This window comes from Saccharothrix texasensis, assembly GCF_003752005.1.
Classification (GTDB): domain Bacteria; phylum Actinomycetota; class Actinomycetes; order Mycobacteriales; family Pseudonocardiaceae; genus Actinosynnema; species Actinosynnema texasense.
This window is the reverse complement of sequence record NZ_RJKM01000001.1, coordinates 302110-317668: the sequence shown is the minus strand read 5'-3', so window position 1 is coordinate 317668 and position 15559 is coordinate 302110. Positions and strand designations below refer to the sequence as shown.

Sequence of the window (15559 nt, the reverse complement as noted above, 5' to 3'; positions counted from 1 at the left end):
CGCGAGGGTTGCCCGTGGACGCGGATCGGGCACCGATCAGCTTTCCGCGCCCCGCCCGTCTGTATGGGTGAGATCGATTCACGGGAGGCCGGCACGATGCGGAAACTGATCTTCGCCATGAACGTGACCCTGGACGGCTACATCGCCGCGACCGGCGACGACATCGGCTGGAGCGGCGGGGGCGGACCGGACTCGTCGCCGAGCGACGAGCTGTTCCAGTGGTGGTCCGACCGGGTCGGGGCGACGGGCCTGGCGCTGTACGGGCGCAAGCTGTGGGAGGCGATGAGTCCCCACTGGCCGACCGCCGACCAGCGGCCGGGGGCCACACCGGCGGAGATCGAGTTCGCCGGCCGCTGGCGGGACATGCCGAAGGTGGTGTTCTCCTCCACGATCAGCACGGTCGACTGGAACACCCGCCTGGTCACCGGCGACGCGGTCGCCGAGATCACCCGGCTCAAGGCCGACGACGGCGGCCCCATGGACATCGGCGGCGCCACGCTCGCCGCGGCGGCGATGCGGGCCGGTCTGATCGACGAGTACGTCCTGGTCACCGCGCCGGTCCTGGTCGGCGGCGGCACGCCGTTCTTCACGGCCCTGGACAACTGGGTGAACCTGACCCTGGTGCAGACCCGGACCTTCCCCGGCGGTGTGGTGCTGACCCGGTACGAGACGAGGCGATGAGCACGGCTGCCCCGCCGGCGGTGCCGGCGGGGCAGCGGGGCTCGCGTCACGCGGTGACTTCGGTGACCGCGCCCGGGGCACTGGACTCGTCCCCGGTGGTGATGTGTCCGATCACAGCGTCGGGGGCAGGTCCAGCCACGGCTTGTCGGCGGCGTCGAACCCGGTGAGCCGGGCGATCTTCCCGTCCACGACGTGCAGGACCGCGACGGCGAACAGCCGGTGCCGCGGGTCGTCGGGGGTGCGGAGGTACAGCACGGCGGCGGGCATGCGGTTGACCGTCGTGGCGACACCGCGCCAGTCGTCGTGGCCAGGCCCGAAGAGCCCACCGGAGACCCAGCCGTCCACCGCGTCCTTCGCCGTCCTGGTCACGGTGCCCGGATCGGGCAGCATCGCGAAGCGCAGGTCGTCGCGCAGCAGTCCCATCAGCCCGTCGAGGTCGTTGCGCTCGTGGGCGTCGATGTAGGACCTCACCACGTCGCGCTCGTCGCTCGACAGCTCGCGGGTGGCGGTGCCGCGCCAGTCGAGGCGGCGGTCGGGCAGCTGCGCGCGCATCGTCACGCGCGCCCGTTGCAGTGCGCTGGTCACCGATGCGACGGTCAGCTCCAGGGCGTCGGCGGCGTTCGACGCCGGCCAGCCCAGGACGTCGCGCAGGATGAACACCGCCCGCTGCCGCGGCGGCAGGTGCTGGACGGCGACGACGAACGCCAGCTCGATCGTCTCCCGCGCCACCACCGACTCCTGCGGGTCTTCGGGGAGCATCCGGTCGGGGTAGGGCTGCAGGTGCGGCACCTCGGAGTCCGGCAGCTCGGACGGCACGGGCGTGCGGTCGTCGCGCTTCTCCAGGAAGTCCAGGCAGGCGTTCGTCGCGATCCGGTACAGCCAGGTCCGCAGCGCGGCGTGGCCCCTGAACGACTCCCGCTTGTGCCACGCCCGCAGGAACGTCTCCTGCGTCAGGTCCTGGGCGTCCTCGTAGTTCGCGAGCATCCGGTAGCAGTGCACCTGCAACTCACGCCGGTAGCGCTCCGTGAGCAGCGCGAACCGGGCCGTATCGCCCGAGCGGACCGCCGCGACGACCGTGGCGGCGTCACCCCGCAGGCTCTCGTCGGTCATGGCCGTGAATCCTTCCACCGGTGTGACGGGTCACCAGAACTGACGACGTGGCGGAGGATTCCTGATCGGTGAACCCTGCGCACGTCATCGATGTCGGACCTGTACCGGCCCGTGCGGCTCGTCCGCCGCGTGGATGGCGGTGGTTGGATGGATGTGGATGTCGATCCCGAGGGGGTGGCGTGCGTGGACGACGTTCGGCGGCCGTCGCAGTGGGCGTGGGCGGAGTCGGGGGGCAACGTTCAGCAGGCCGGACGCGACATCCGCAACGACACCTACGACGTGCGCCTGTCGCCGGGGCACGGGCCGGGTCTGGTGTCGGTGGAAGCTCCGTGGGGACGCCTGCCCGAGCGCCTGCGCGGCCGGGACGACATCTCGGCCGACTTGGCGGGTCTGGTGGCCGATCCGCCTGGCCGACTGGTCGTGCTGCACGGCGCGGGCGGGTACGGGAAGAGCACGCTCGCACTGTGGTTGGCGCGGCACGCCGCCGATCGACAGGTGCCGGTGTGGTGGGTGTCGGCCGACAACGCGCAGGCGCTGGCCGGCGGTCTTCGAGAGGTGGCGCTCCAGGCCGGGGCGAATCCCGTCTCGGTGGAGCTGGCGTGGTCGGGCCGGGCCAGTGCGCCCGACCTGTTGTGGCGCACCCTCGACGCCGTCGACGGCCGGTGGGTGCTGGTGGTCGACAACGCCGACGACCCCGACGTGTTGTCGGGCGGAGGTCGGTTGTCGGAGGGCACGGGTTGGCTGCGTCCCCCCGAGCCGGGCCACGGCCTGGTGGTCGTCACCAGCCGGCAGGGCAACCCGCGGAGCTGGCCGCGGCACACGGATCAGCGCCTCCTGACCGGTATCGACGCCGCGGACGCCGGCCTCGTGCTGACGGACCTGGCGGGACCGCGGGCGGGCAGCCTCCCGGAGGCCCAGCGCCTCGGCGACCGCCTCGGCGGCCTGCCGTTGGCGTTGCGGCTGGCCGGCAGCTACCTCGCCGCCGCCGACGACGCGCTCCTCGTCCCGGGTGCCGAACTCCCCCGGACGTTCGTCGACTACCAGGCGGCGCTCGACGCCCGCGTGGACGTGCTGGACGCCCCACCGGCCGATCACGACGAGGAACGCGACGAACGGGAGCTGATCTCCCGCACCTGGGAGCTGTCCCTCGACCTGCTGGCCCGCCGCGGTCACCCCCGGGCCCGGCCGCTGCTGCGGTTGCTGTCCTTCTTCGGCCAGGCGCCCATCCCGGTGGACGTGCTCGACGCGACCCTGCTGGCCACCGTGCCGACGTGGGCGGCCACCACCCCGGAGACCGTGTCCCGGCTGCTGCGCGTCCTGCTCGACCTGGGCCTCGTCGACCGCGCCGACCTCCCCGACCGACAAGCGGTGACGCTGCACCGCCTCATCCGCGACACCAACCGCCATCACGCCGCCGCCGAGCCGGACGTCCACCAGCACGCCATCGCTCTCGTCAAGCTGGTGCACGCGGCCACTCGCACACCGCCCATCGCGCAGGAGGCGTGGTCCCGCCGGCACGCGCTGGCCTCCCACGCCGAGGCGGCGCTGGAGCTGTGCCGGGCACACCTCGACCACGTCCCGCCGGACCTGGTCGAACAGGCGATCACCGCCGGTCGCGAGGCGGCCTTCTTCCGCCGGCACGTCTACGATCTCGACCGGGCCGCGGTCGACTTCCAGGTGATCCTCGACTGCCAGCGGCAGGCCTTGGGCGAGCACCACCCCGACACGCTCGCGACCAGGACGGACCTCGCCGTCGTCCGCGGCGCGCCCGCGCTGCCGGGACAGCCGGACCAGGCCGAGGCGGAGCTGTCGGAAGTGCTCGACGTGCAACGACGCGTGCTCGGCGACCACCACCCCGACACGCTGCGCACCCGGCACGCGCTCGCCGGCAGGCTGGCCGAGCGGGGTGATTGGCCCGCCGCCGAGCAGGCACACCGGCGGACGACGGAGATCGCGCAGCGGGAACTGGGACCGGATCACGAGGCCACGCTGGCCGGCCGGCACGCCCTCGCCCAGGCCCTCTACTCGCTGGGTCGGTCAGCCGAAGCCGAGACGGAGTTCCACGCGGCGCTGCAAGCCCATCGCCGGGTCTTCGGCGAGGAGCACGCCAACACGCTGGCCACCTGGCACGGCTACGCGACCGTGCTGGCCGACCTGGAGAAGCCGGCGGCCGCGGCGGTGGAGTTCCGGTCGATCCTGCGGATCCAGGAGCGCAAGTCCGGCGAGCACTCGGAACCCGCGCTGAGCGCCCGCCACGGCCTCGGGCACTCCCTGCGCCGACTCGGCCGGAACACCGAGGCCAAGGCAGAGTACGAAGCCGTGCTCGACCTCGGGCGGCCGACGCTGGGCGACGAGCACCCCGGCATCCTGACCTGCCGGGCCAACCTCGCCGCGCTCCGGGCCGAACTGGGCGACACCGCCTCGGCCGAGACCGAACTCCGCGACGTGCTGGAGATCCAGTGCCGCGTGCACGGCCTGGCCCACCCCGCCACGCTGCAGACGCGGCTGGACCTCGCATCCCTCATGGCGCTCAACGGCGACACACCGTCCGCCGAGGCACTGCTGTGGCAGGTCGTGGTGCTCGGATCGCCGACGCTGGGCCTGGACCACCCGATGATCCGACTGTGCCGGCTGCTCCTGAACACGGTGACGTCGAGCCCGACACCTCGACGCGACACGCGCCGCCCGCGACGCGCCGGCCCCACCCGACGACGACGCCGTCGATGACCACCCGGACCGCGACGACCACCGACCCGGCGGCCGGCGGGTTCTGCTCAGGCGTAGTCGGGCAGGGTGCGGGCGACGTCGTGAGGTGACGGCATGCCGGCTACCTCGGCGGCCATCGCGCGGGCTGCGGCGCGTACCGCCTCGTCGGTGAGCAGGTGGCGGGCCTTGGTGGTGATCGCCTCGGCGGTGGCGTCCTCGGGCCGCAGGTGGTCGCCCAGGCCGGCCTCGGTCACCACCACGCCGTTGTTGAACTGGTCGGCCGCCTGAGGCAGGACGAGTTGCGGCACGCCCGCGCCGAACGTGCCCAGGGTGGTGCCCGCGCCGCCGTGGTGGACCACGAGGTCCGCGTGGGGCAGCAAGTCGGCCTGGGGCACCCACGGCAGCACCACGACGTTGTCGGGCAGTTCGCCCAACGTCCCCGGATCGACCTTCGGGCCGGCGGCCACCAGCACCCGCGCGCCCAGCACCGCCAGGCCGTCGATGGCGGTGCGCAACAACGTCGCCTGGCTGAACGCCGTGCCCAACGTCAAGTACACCAAGGGCTCCCGGTGCTCCTCGACCCACGACGGCAACTCCCCCGCTGCGGCGAACGCCACCGGCCGCAACGGGATCCGGTGGACCGACGAGGCCAGGAACGCCGGGTTCTGCACCGAAGGCGGGCAGATGTCGAGGTACGGGTGGCCCAGCGCCATCGAGTCGGTCCGGGGCACCTCGACGCCCAGCTCCGCGCCGAGGGCGGTGAGGTAGTCGCGCGCGGGCGCGGCGAAGTCGGGCTCCTGCCACATCCGGCCGTACGAGTGGCACAGCGCGGGCACGCCCGCGGCCTTGGCGGCCAGGCCCGCGCCGGGGTTGCCGAACTCGTGCACGACCAGGTCGGGCTTGCGCTCGGCGAGGACCGGCGCCAGCCCGGTGGCGAAGCTGCGCGGCAGCACCGAGGCGAACGTGAACGCGACCCGCTCGACGTCGACGTCCCCCGGCGTCCCGGGCCTGGTCCCCGCCATCGCCTGCTCGAACGCCTTGCGCGGCGACAGACCGCCCTCGACGTGCTCGATGCCCTGTGAGGCCAGGACGTCCGCGAAGCCCTTGCCGGTGAAGTAGTCGACGTCGTGGCCGAGCTCCCGCGCGGCGACCGCGAGCGGCAGCAGGGGGAACGTGTGCCCGTACAAGCCGAGGCTGGAGAAGAGGATCCTCACAGTTCTGAGCCTAGACTCCGCCGCACCCCACGCCTATGCGCGTTCCCGCTGGCAGTCATTCCACTTGGCACGGTGCCGAACCGGACCTGGCAGGGATTCCCGGACGCCGTGCCGGCGACGTGGGCGTCACCGACCGAGGTGCGCGCGCAGGAACGCCGCGACCTCGGCCCGCGCCTCACGGGCCGCGTCCACCACGCCCGACATGGCGAAGAAGCCGTGCGCCGTCCCGGGGTACCGCGTGGCGACCACGGGCACGCCGGCCTCGCGCAGCCGGTCGGCGTACTGCTCGCCCTCGTCGCGCAGCGGGTCGTGCTCGGCGGTGATGACCAGTGCCGGCGGCAGCCCGGTCAGGTCCTCGGCGAGCAGGGGCGAGGCCCGCGGGTCGCGGCCGTCGTCCGGGCTCGCCAGGTAGTGGCCCCAGTACCAGGCGACGGATCGGCGGTTGAACGCGGCGGGATCGTCGTTCTCGCGCATGGACCCGGTGTCGCCGCGGTGGTCGGTGTTGGGGTAGACCAGCACCTGGGCGGCCAACGGGGGCCCGCCGCGGTCCAGGGTCACCACGGCCGCGAGGTTGCCGCCGGCGCTGTCGCCCGCCACGGCGAGGCGGTCGGGGTCGACGCCGAGCTCGGCCGCGTTCGCGGCGATCCAGGCGACGGCCGTGCGGCAGTCGTCCACGGCGGCGGGGAACTTGTGCTCGGGCGCGAGCCGGTAGCCGACGGTGATCACCTGGCACGGCACCGCGTTGGCCAGGGCGCGGCAGATCTCGTCGGAGGTGTCGATGCTGCCCAGCGCCCACCCGCCGCCGAAGAAGTAGACCACGGTGGGCAGCGGCCCGGCCGCGTCCACCGGGCGGTAGACCCGGATCGGCAGGTCGCCGCCCGGTCCGGGGAGGCGCCGGTCGGTGACGTGGCGCACCGGCTCGCCCGCGCCCGCCGCCGCCCGGATCGCGGCGAGGTCGGCCGCCCGCGCCTCCTCGACCGAGAGGGTGTAGAGCGGCGGGGAGGCCGTGTTCTCGGGCGCCGGTGTGAGCCGCGGGTCCAGTGGCATGCGGGCCTCCGTCGTCACTGCTTGAGCACCTTCCGGATCGCGGCGGTCAGCTGGGCGCGATCCGGTTGCACGGCGAGGTCGAGCCCGCGGGCGAACGGCACCACGGCGCCGTCCGGTCTGGTCACCCGGACGGGCGGCACGACCAGGTCGCACCCCTCGGCCGCGGTGGCGAGGACCTCGGCCGCGATGCCGCACATGCGGTTGGAGTCGTCGACCACGACCAGCCGTCCGGTCTTGGCCAGCGAAGCGGCCAGCCCGTCCCAGTCGAAGGGGTACACCGTGCGCGGGTCGAACACCTCGACCGAGACGTCACCGGCCAGTTCCTCGGCGACCGCCACCGCGTCGTGCACGAGGTGCCCGACCGCGACGACCGTGACGTCCTCGCCCTCGCGGTGGACCCGGCCGACACCGAGCGGCACCGGCGCGAGCCCGTCGTGGTCGAGGTCCACCCGGACGTCGAGCGCCGCCGCCGGGGCGAACACCACCACCGGGTCGTCGTCCCGGATCGCCGTCGTCAGCAGGCCGTAGGCGTCCTCGGGCGTGGCCGGCACCACCGTCTTCACCCCGGCGTGGGCGAACAGGGCGTACGGGTGGTCGGAGTGCTGCCCGGCCCAGCCCGTCCTCGACCCGGAGCCGGGCACCAGGTACGTCACCGGCACGCGGGTCTGGCCACCGGTCATCAGCGAGAACTTGTGCGCCTGGTTGACGATCTGCTCGAACGCCAGGTACAGCAGCGCCGGGATCTGGAACTCGATCACCGGCCGCCGCCCGCGCAACGCCGCCCCGGTGGCGAAGCTCGTGAACGCCTGCTCCGACAGCGGCGTGTCCAGCACCCGGTCGGGCCCGAACCGCTTGAGCAGGCCCGCGGTCACGTTGGACACCGCGACCCGCACGTCCTCGCCCAGCACGAACACCGCCGGATCACGGGCCAGCTCGTCGACGAGCGCCCGGTTGAGCGCCTTCCGGTAGGACAACCACGGCATCACCCACCACCGCCCGGACGCGCCCGCATCCCGGTGGCGTACAGGTGGTCGAGCGCGCCGACGGGGTCGGGGTGGGGGCTGTCGAGCGCGAACGCGACGGCCGCGTCCACGACGGCCTCGACGTCCGCGTCGACGCTCGTCCGCTCGTCGCAGGTCAGCCGCGCGCCCTGGATCTCCACCGGATCCCTCTCCCGCCCACTCCGGACCTCGTCGTCGTCGCGGTAGCGGACCCGGGCCTTGTGCTCCCAGGTGTGGTGCGCGTCGAACCGGTAGGTCAGGCACTCGACCAGCGACGGCCCGCCGCCCGCGCGGGCGCGGTCCACCGCTTCGCGCGCCGCGTCGAGCACCGCGCGCGGGTCCATCCCGTCCACCGTCACCGACGGCATCCCGAACGCCTCGCCACGCCCGGTGATCGTGCCCGCGACGGCGTCCGTCACGGTCAGGGTGGTGGCGTAACCGTTGTTCTCGCAGACGAACAGCGTCGGCAGCCGCCACAGGGCGGCCAGGTTCATGGCCTCCAGCAGCACGCCCTGGTTGACCGCGCCGTCGCCGAAGAAGCTCACCGCGACCTGGTCGCCGCCGTCCTGCCGGGCCGCCCAGGCCGCCCCGGCGGTGATCGCGCCGTTCGCACCGACGATCGCGTTCGCGCCGAGGATGCCCGACCCGAAGTCCGCCGCGTGCATCGACCCGCCGCGCCCCCGGTTCAGCCCGGTGGCGCGGCCGGCCAGCTCGGCGAGCGTCCGGGCCGGGTCGGCGCCCTTGGCGAGCACGTGCCCGTGCCCGCGGTGGGTGCTGGTGATCATGTCGTCCACGCGCAGCGCCGCGCACACGCCGGCGGCGACGGCCTCCTGGCCCGTGTACGGGTGGATGCCGCCGATGATGTCGCCGGAGCGCACGAGTTCGACCGCCCGCTCCTCGAACCGGCGGATCAGCCGCACCGTGCGGTACAGGCCGACGTCGGAGTCCGGCGCGTGTGCCGCCACGGCGGTCAGGAGCGCCACACGGGCGGGCAGAACTCCGGGTCGGCGTAGTCCGGCCTGCCGTCCGCGGTGCGCCGCACGAGGGAGTCGTGGTTGTAGAAGGCCAGGTTGCCGTCCGACAGGGGAAACTCGCGGTAGGCGTTGTCGCCGTCCTGCAGGTGCAGCGAGATGGCCTGGCGCGGCCGGGTGGAGCGGTTGGGCCCGCTGCCGTGGTAGGTCCGGCAGTGGTGGAAGCTCATGTGCCCCTTGGGGATGATCATCGGGATCTTCCGGACCGTGGTGCCGTTGTGCTCGGCGTTGGTGGTGAGCAGGTTCTCCAGGTGGTCGGCGTCGCGCTCGGCGAAGTGCTTCGTGGCGCTGTCGTCCGAGCCGACCTCCTCCCAGAGGTGGCTGCCGTCGACCATCGTGATCGTGCCCAGCTCCTCGTCGCAGTCGTGGAACGGGATGAACGCGGTGAGCATCCGGTCCGACGAGGACGACGACCAGTAGTGCTTGTCGAAGTGCCAGGGCACGACGTTCGACGGCTCCTCGGCGATCGGCGGCTTGTAGATCAGGGTCGACTGGAACACCCGGATCTCGTCGGCCTCCGCCAGCCGCGCGGCCACCGCGCCGATCAGCGGCTTGAGCAGAGCCTTGGCGATGCCGTCGCTCTCGTAGTGCACGTAGTCGTTGTGGCGCTGGACATCGCCGTGCTCGGGCGTCCAGTAGGCCAGCCGGGGCGGGCGCGTCGGCAGCCGCCTGCTCCGCTCACCGGAGTAGTAGCGGCCGACGGCCGCGGTCAGCTCGTCCACCTCGTCGTCGGAGAACAGCTTCTTCGACAGGTACCAGCCGTGCTCGGCGAAGAACCGGACGTCGTCGTCGGACGGGAGCAGCGCGCGTTCGTGGTCGGTCAGCGTGAACTCGTTCACCGTGGTTCCCTTCACGGGGCCGTCGTGCCGGACAGCTCGCCCTGCTTCGCCTCGTACAGCGCCTTGATGTTCCCGCTGCCGAAGGTCAACGCGCCCCGCCGCTCGATGATCTCCAGGAAGAGCGTCCGGCGCACGTGCATCGACTCGGTGAAGATCTGCAACAACTGCCCCCAGTGGTCCCGGTCGACCAGGACGCCGAGGCGGCGCAGCTCGTCCAGCGGCGCGTCCAGGTGACCGACCCGCTCCTCGAGCGTGTCGTAGTAGGAACCCGGCGTGCCGAGGAACCGCACGCCCTTGTCGCCGAGGGTGCCCACCGCCTTGACGATGTCGTCGGTGCCGAACGCGACGTGCTGCACGCCCGCGCCGGCGTGCCACGTCAGGAAGTTGTCGATCTGCCCCGGCTGGCGTTCCGGGTCCGGCTCGATCAGCGTGAAGGTGACGTGACCGGACGGGCTCTGCACCACCCTGGAGTCCATGCCCTGCCCGCCCACCTCGACGTACTCCTCGAAGATCTGCTCGAACCCGAAGACGTCCACGTAGTAGCGCGCGGTCGAGGCGAGGCCGCCGGCCGGCACGCAGATCGCCAGGTGGTCGATCGCGCGCAGCAGCTTGACGTCGGTGTCCGGGTGGGGTTCGGCCACCTCGATCGCGCCGGGCAGGAACTCGCGCGGCGAGCCGTGCCGCTCGACCAGCCGGTGCGTCACGTCGGAGAAGCCGGAGACCTCGGCGACGACGACCCGCCGGTCGTCGCCCCCGGCAGTCGCGGACACGTGCTCACGGGGCGGTGACACCGGTTCGGCGCCCCGCTCGGTGAGGGTGCGGTAGGCGGCCGCGACGTCGTCCACCCCGATCCCGACCACGGCCACGCCGTCGCCGTGCCGTCGCACGTACTCGGTCGCGGGGTGGTCGGGCACCAGGCCGGTCGTCAGCACGACCTGGATGTCGCCCTGCCGCAGCAGCAGCGAGCGCTGACCGTCCAGCCCCGTCTCGGGGCCGCCCTGGCCGCAGACCTCGAACCCGAAGGCGCTGCACAGGTAGAACGCCGTCTGCTTCGCGTCGCCGACGTACAACTCGATGTGGTCAATCCCGGATATGTTCATCAGGCATCCCGATCACTTCCCGGAGCACGTCAGCGGCTCCGGAGACGGTGGTCATGCGGCTGTACTGGCCGCTGTCGAGTTCCATGCGCACGCCGTAGCGCTGTTCCACCTGGTGCACCAGCCAGGCCAGTTCCATCGATTCGATCAGCTCGGGGACGTCCTCGGACGGCCTGCCGTCGAGGCTCGCCAGCATCCGCAGGACGTCGTCCCGGCCGGGTGTCTCCTCCTGGCTCACCGCGGCACCCCGCTCCCGGGTGCGGCGACGGTTCGTGTTCTCATCGGATCACATCCCTCCGGACGCGGCCTGGCGGAGCACCGACCGGTCGCGGACCAGCTTTCCCGTGATGGTGCGCGGCATCGCGTCGAGCACGTGCAGCCGGCGTGGTCTCTTGTAGGCGGCGAGCCGCTCGGCCAGGCCCGCCTGGACGGACGCCGCCGTGGCGGGCGCGTCGAGCTGCGCGTAGGCGGTGATGACGTCGTCGTGCAGCACGACGGCCGCCACCACGCCCGGCAGTCCGGCCACCGTGGCCTCCACCTCGGTCAGGTCGACCTTCAGGCCGCCGACCGACACCTGCGAGTCCAGCCGTCCCTTGACGGTGACGAGGCCGGTGTCCGGGTCGACCGCGCCCGCGTCCCTGGTGCGCAGCCAGCCGTCCGCCCACCGGTCCGGGTCGGACAGGCCGACGTACGGCGACTCCGGCCGGCTCACCAGCAGCTCGCCGTCGCGCTCGACGACCGACAGGCCGGGCGCCGGGGTGAGAGCGGGCCGGTGCTCGCCGAACAGGTCGGTGGCGATCACACCGACCTCGGTCATGCCCCACATGTTGCCCAGCGGCACGCCGTACTTCCCGGTGAACGCGGCGGCGGTCGCGGCGGGCACCGGTTCGCCGCCGGTGGTCATCCGCTTGAGCTGCGGCAGGGACGGCGGGTCCACCACGGACGCGAGCAGTCCGATGTGGAACGGGACGCCCAGCACCGTGGCCGGGGTCGGTTCGGCCGCGACCGCGTCCAGCACGCTGTCGCCGGTGAGCCGGTCGGGCGGCCTGATCTGCACGCCGGCGTGCAGGCCGTACAGCAGGGCGCCGACCAGGCCCAGCACGTGCACCATGGAGGCCAGCACCACGATCCGCTCGCCCGGCAGCGGCACGCCGTCGATCCGGGTGTACCGCTCGATCTCGGCGACCAGGTCGGCGGCCGTGCGGCCGATCACCTTGGACGGACCGGTGGACCCGGAGCTGAACTGGATCACCGCGTGCGGTGTCCCGGCGGGACGGCCGGAGCGGGCCGTGACGGTCTCCTCCACCTCGGCGAACGCGCTGAGCGGGCTGCTCGTGACGCGTCCCGGCTCGACCACCACCTGCGGTGCGAGCCTGCCGAGCGCCAGCTCGACCTCGTAGGCGGTGAGGCGGTGGTCGAGGAGGCTCACCTGGGCGCCGAGGCGCCAGCCGGCGAGCAGGTTCGCCACGTACGCCGTCGACGGCGGCAGCCGCAGCGCGAGCGAACCGCCCGCGCCCAGTCCGGCCGCCGCGAGACGTGCCTGCGCGTCCGCGACCACCCGGCGCAGCGCACCCCGGTCGACCGGTCCGCCCGAATACAGGCAGATATCGTCGTCCGCGCCGCGGAGCAGGATCTCGTCCACCCATTCCGGACTCGTCACGAGTTCGAACCCGGACGACGCCAGGCCTTTTGTCATCAGGTCTCCCCGCCTGGTCGCGCAATTCTCGAAATATCTACGCAGGAGTTTTCGGTCACGTCCGCCGACGAGCGCATGGAATAGTACGTCACGGTTCACCGCGAGCACTATCGGCCAAGTGGCCGTGGCCGATAGTGCCCGCCGACCGGCCCGACCGGTCATTGATCAATGCGGCCAGCCGGTCGAGGCCGCGGTCGATCTGGTCGACGGAAACGGCGCTGCACGACAGGCGCAGCGCCCGAACGGCCGTGACGCCGTCGTAGAAGTGCCCCATCGGCGTCCACAGCACGCCGTAGTCGCGGGCGGAGCGTTCCAGCAGCCGGTCGTCGACCGCGAACGGGACCGTGACCACGACGAAGAACCCGCCGGTCGGCACGGTCCAGGTGACGTCCGACCCGGGCGGGAAGCGCTCCGCCAGGCCGGTCACGAGGCGCCGCAGGTTCCGGTCGTAGAGCCGCCGCTCGGGGGCGGTCGCGCCGGCGAGGCGGCAGCCGTGCGCCAGCAGCTTGCCGCCGACGACGGCCTGCGCGATCGGCGACGTGTTCACCGTCAGCATGCTCTTGATCTTCGACAGCTGGTCGGCGAACAGGCCGGTCGTGCCGTCGGCGCCGGATACCCGCTGGTCGGCGACCACGTAGCCGACGCGTGCGCCGGGCAGCACGGACTTGGCGAACGAACCCAGGTAGACGACGCGCCGCGCCGCGTCCAGGGCCTTGAGCGTCGGCACCCGGTCCGCGTCGCCGTGGAACAGCCCGTAGGGGTTGTCCTCGATCAGCAGGACGTCCTCGGCCGCCGCGACCTCCAGCAGCCGCCGCCGGGTCGCCAGGTCCAGGCTCAGGCCGGACGGGTTGGCGAAGTCCGGGACGACGTAGCAGGCTCGCGGCCGGCGGCCGGCGGCGCGTTCCCGGCGGATCACCGCGACCAGGTCCTCCAGGTCGATCCCGTGCTCCCCGGTGCGGACCGGGCGCACGGGCAGGTCGACCAACCGGGCCGCGCCGGTCAGCCCGACGTACGTCGGCGACACCGCGAGCAGCACGTCGCGTTCGTCGGCGCGCAACGCGCGCAAGACGAGGAACATCGCTTCCTGACAACCGGCGGTGACCACGACCGATTCCGGGTCGACCGAGATGTCCTCGTCCAGTCGGAGGTTTTCCGCGACCAGTTCGTGGATGATTCCCTTGGTCCGGCCGTACTGCAATACGGTGCGCCGCACCTGGGCCTCGGTCAGGCGCCGGCCGAGGTGCTCGGAGAAGATGCGCAGATATCGGTGCACGTCCTCCAGTTCGAAGAACTCCTCGCTCGGCCTCCCGGCGGCCAGCGGTATCGCCTCCGGATAGTGGATCGCCACCTCGTTGAGGAAGTTCATCGAGTTCAGGGCGGGATCCTCCAGCGCGCCGAACAGCGTGCCGGTGTCCAGCTCGGCGAGGTCCCCGGCGGTGGCGGGCGTTGTGCTCACCTTCCGTCACCCCCGGTGGAGCGGCGGCGCTCGCGGGTGGCCACGACGGCGCGCAGCAGGTCGTCCAGCTCGTCGTCGGACAACCTCGCCAACCGGGCCGCCTGGTCGGCTTCGACGTCCCGGGCCGCCCGGGCGGCCTCCAACTCCGCCGACACGAACTCCGCGAGCGCCGCGACGGTCGGCGAGGCGAAGATGAGCGGGAGGGGCAGGGTGACGCCGTAGGTGTCGGCGACGATCGAGGCGAACCGGACCGCCGCGAGCGATCCCCCGCCCAGGCCGAACAGGTTGTCGCGCACACCGACCCGGCCGGGCCGGCGGAGCAGGTCGGCCCAGGTCTTGGCCATGGCCTGCTCGATCTCACCCCGCGCCGGCACCGGACTCACGTCCGCCTCGGGCTCCGCGGCCTCCGCGGCAGCGGACCGGACCGCGCCGTTGGGCGACGGCTCGGCCGGCGATGGCTCGACCACCGCGGACCACGTGTCTTCGGGAGCCGGCACCGGCAGCTCCGACACCGCGCTGTCCGCGGTCGCGTGCTCCAGCACCGCCACCACCGACCGCAGCACCCAGTCGGCGAACCCCGGGTCGGTGCGGTGCTCCAGGGTCAGGGCGCCGTGCTCGTCCACCCGCAAGTCGAGATCGGCGGTGGCCGCGTCGCTCAGGGCGACCCGGCTCCGCACGGTCACCCCGGGAAGGTCCAGGGCGGGCGTGGCAGGCGGCGGGAAGGTGAACCGCACCGCGTCGGACAGGCCCACCCCCAGTTCCTCCACGAGCACCCCGAGCGGAACCTCGTCGTGCGACACCGCCTGTGCCGCGGCGTCCCGCACCCGGACGAGCAGTTCGGCGAAGGACGGCTCGCCCGCCAGCGGAACCCGGACGGGGACCACGTCGGCGAACGGGCCCGCGATCGGCTCCAGCTCCACCCGGGTGCGGCCGCTCACCGGTGCCCCGACCACGACATCGGCCCGACCCGCGTACCGGGACAGCACCACGGCGTACGCGGCGAGGAACGCCGCGAGCAGGGTCGCGCCGGTCCCCTCCGCCACGGCCGCCAGCCGCCGGACCGCGGTCGGGTCGGCCACCGCGGTCAGCGACGCGGCACGATGCCCGGCCGGGAGACGCACCGGCGCGGGCGCGTCGCGCAGCACCTCGCGCCAGTGCGCCAGCTGACGTGCCAGCTCCTCACCGCGCAACCGCTCGCGCTGCCACACGGCGTAGTCCCCGTAGTCCATCCACGACGGCGGAAGCTCGGACAGGCCTCCGCGGTACACAGTGGACAGATCGGCGAGCAGCATCGCCAACGTGGAGGCGTCGGCCACGACCCGGTGCGCCACCAGCGCGAACAACCACCGGCCCGCGCCGACCTCGATCACCGCGGCCCTCGCCAAGGGCTCGCGTGACAGGTCGAACGGCCGCTCGGCCAGCTCCGCGGCGGTCGACTCGGCGCGCGCCACGTCGCCGGGCAGCACGACGTGCTCCAGCACCACACGACCCGTCTCCGAGACGACCTGCTCCCCCGAGGCGGTGACGTGCGTCCGGAGCACCGGGTGCCGCGCGACCACGACGTCCATCGCCCGCCGCAGCGCGGCGGGGTCGACCGGACCGTCCAGCCAGGTCGCGTGGGACAGGACCGCGGGCCGGGACAGCGCCCACTCCTGCGCGAACGACAGCGGGTACCGCACGA

Annotated in this window: 13 protein-coding genes; 2 read left to right on the top strand and 11 right to left on the bottom strand. The window is 73.0% G+C overall.

The genetic code is table 11. From position 1 onward, the window contains the following. The first annotated feature begins 96 nt into the window (after window positions 1-96). The gene (locus tag EDD40_RS01235) at window positions 97-681 is read left to right on the top strand and encodes a dihydrofolate reductase family protein (RefSeq protein ID WP_123747663.1); all 585 of its coding nucleotides are present in this window, start codon (window positions 97-99) and stop codon (window positions 679-681) included. Between the two features lie 111 nt (window positions 682-792). On the opposite strand, the gene EDD40_RS01230 is transcribed toward EDD40_RS01235, so the two are convergent. Beyond that, window positions 793-1791, bottom strand: a complete 999-nt coding sequence (locus EDD40_RS01230) for an RNA polymerase subunit sigma-70 (RefSeq protein WP_123741249.1) — start codon at window positions 1789-1791, stop codon at window positions 793-795. A gap of 183 nt (window positions 1792-1974) precedes the next feature. On the opposite strand from EDD40_RS01230, the gene EDD40_RS01225 reads away from it, so the two are divergent. Further along, window positions 1975-4518: a tetratricopeptide repeat protein gene (locus EDD40_RS01225; protein WP_170184897.1), complete on the top strand. Its 2544-nt coding sequence runs from the start codon at window positions 1975-1977 to the stop codon at window positions 4516-4518. A 47-nt stretch (window positions 4519-4565) separates the two neighbouring features. Here the strand turns inward: EDD40_RS01225 and EDD40_RS01220 are convergent, their stop codons facing one another. The 10 genes from EDD40_RS01220 to EDD40_RS01175 form a co-directional block, all read right to left on the bottom strand. Next, the gene (locus tag EDD40_RS01220; protein WP_123741247.1) at window positions 4566-5711 is read right to left on the bottom strand and encodes a glycosyltransferase; all 1146 of its coding nucleotides are present in this window, start codon (window positions 5709-5711) and stop codon (window positions 4566-4568) included. Between the two features lie 126 nt (window positions 5712-5837). Continuing rightward, window positions 5838-6758 (bottom strand): alpha/beta hydrolase, encoded by a 921-nt coding sequence (locus tag EDD40_RS01215; RefSeq protein ID WP_123747662.1) that lies wholly within the window; start codon window positions 6756-6758, stop codon window positions 5838-5840. Between the two features lie 14 nt (window positions 6759-6772). After that, window positions 6773-7741 carry an alpha-ketoacid dehydrogenase subunit beta gene (locus tag EDD40_RS01210; protein ID WP_123741246.1) on the bottom strand — a complete coding sequence of 323 codons (969 nt, stop codon included), beginning with the start codon at window positions 7739-7741 and terminating at the stop codon, window positions 6773-6775. Beyond that, window positions 7741-8742, bottom strand: a complete 1002-nt coding sequence (locus EDD40_RS01205; protein ID WP_246037319.1) for a thiamine pyrophosphate-dependent dehydrogenase E1 component subunit alpha — start codon at window positions 8740-8742, stop codon at window positions 7741-7743. The genes EDD40_RS01210 and EDD40_RS01205 overlap by 1 nt, the downstream gene beginning before the upstream one ends. After that, a complete protein-coding gene (locus tag EDD40_RS01200; protein WP_211348043.1) occupies window positions 8730-9629 on the bottom strand; it encodes a phytanoyl-CoA dioxygenase family protein in 900 nt (299 codons plus the stop codon). Before EDD40_RS01200 ends, EDD40_RS01205 begins: the two co-directional genes overlap by 13 nt. A gap of 11 nt (window positions 9630-9640) precedes the next feature. Continuing rightward, complete coding sequence (gene hppD / locus EDD40_RS01195) at window positions 9641-10729, bottom strand: 4-hydroxyphenylpyruvate dioxygenase (RefSeq protein WP_123741244.1); 1089 nt, start codon at window positions 10727-10729, stop codon at window positions 9641-9643. Further along, complete coding sequence (locus EDD40_RS01190; RefSeq protein WP_236594981.1) at window positions 10710-10964, bottom strand: hypothetical protein; 255 nt, start codon at window positions 10962-10964, stop codon at window positions 10710-10712. The genes hppD and EDD40_RS01190 overlap by 20 nt, the downstream gene beginning before the upstream one ends. A 48-nt stretch (window positions 10965-11012) precedes the next feature. Continuing rightward, the gene (locus EDD40_RS01185; RefSeq protein WP_123741243.1) at window positions 11013-12422 is read right to left on the bottom strand and encodes a class I adenylate-forming enzyme family protein; all 1410 of its coding nucleotides are present in this window, start codon (window positions 12420-12422) and stop codon (window positions 11013-11015) included. Between the two features lie 88 nt (window positions 12423-12510). Beyond that, window positions 12511-13878: an aminotransferase-like domain-containing protein gene (locus EDD40_RS01180; RefSeq protein WP_342777746.1), complete on the bottom strand. Its 1368-nt coding sequence runs from the start codon at window positions 13876-13878 to the stop codon at window positions 12511-12513. Further along, window positions 13875-15557: a condensation domain-containing protein gene (locus EDD40_RS01175; RefSeq protein WP_123741242.1), complete on the bottom strand. Its 1683-nt coding sequence runs from the start codon at window positions 15555-15557 to the stop codon at window positions 13875-13877. The genes EDD40_RS01180 and EDD40_RS01175 overlap by 4 nt, the downstream gene beginning before the upstream one ends. Window positions 15558-15559: the final 2 nt, after the last annotated feature.

Coding starts and splice junctions, on each gene's coding strand:
- EDD40_RS01235 (WP_123747663.1), top strand. CDS start 97: ATGCGGAAACTGATCTTCGCCATGAACGTGACCCTGGACGGCTACATC.
- EDD40_RS01230 (WP_123741249.1), bottom strand. CDS start 1,791: ATGACCGACGAGAGCCTGCGGGGTGACGCCGCCACGGTCGTCGCGGCG.
- EDD40_RS01215 (WP_123747662.1), bottom strand. CDS start 6,758: ATGCCACTGGACCCGCGGCTCACACCGGCGCCCGAGAACACGGCCTCC.
- EDD40_RS01210 (WP_123741246.1), bottom strand. CDS start 7,741: ATGCCGTGGTTGTCCTACCGGAAGGCGCTCAACCGGGCGCTCGTCGAC.
- hppD (WP_123741244.1), bottom strand. CDS start 10,729: ATGAACATATCCGGGATTGACCACATCGAGTTGTACGTCGGCGACGCG.
- EDD40_RS01185 (WP_123741243.1), bottom strand. CDS start 12,422: ATGACAAAAGGCCTGGCGTCGTCCGGGTTCGAACTCGTGACGAGTCCG.